Below are 327 nucleotides of genomic sequence, written 5' to 3'. Positions count from 1 at the left end.
CGGACGTATCGCCGGTAACCGGCGCGACGGTGAAGGCGCTGGGCGACGCATCGGCCCCGCCCCACGTGAACGCTATCGCGGTGTCGGCGCTGGGGGCGCCCCACGTGCCGCGATCCTCGCGCATGACGAACGAGCCGTCGGCACCAGGGAACACCAGCACGCGCAGGGCCTGCGGGTTGGCGATAGAGTTGATCGCTTCGCCGGATTCCGCGACGTCCTGCAACGGCACGATCGCGCCGGCCTTGGCGAACACCGGCGTGCGGTCGAGCGAGCGCCAGACCTCCAGTCGGCGGCCAGCGGCGTCGGATGAGACGTATCGGCGGCCGT

The 327-nt window shown here is 71.6% G+C and carries 1 protein-coding gene; it reads right to left on the bottom strand.

The window, feature by feature from the left end; translation table 11 throughout:
• Positions 1-327: DUF5110 domain-containing protein (locus DKT72_RS19110; protein ID WP_220628176.1), on the bottom strand; the 327-nt coding region annotated here is incomplete at both ends.

The sequence above is a fragment of the Confluentibacter sediminis genome, assembly GCF_003258355.1.
Taxonomy (GTDB): domain Bacteria; phylum Bacteroidota; class Bacteroidia; order Flavobacteriales; family Flavobacteriaceae; genus Confluentibacter; species Confluentibacter sediminis.
The sequence above is the reverse complement of the archived record's forward strand: the minus strand, read 5'-3'. Positions and strand labels throughout refer to the sequence as shown.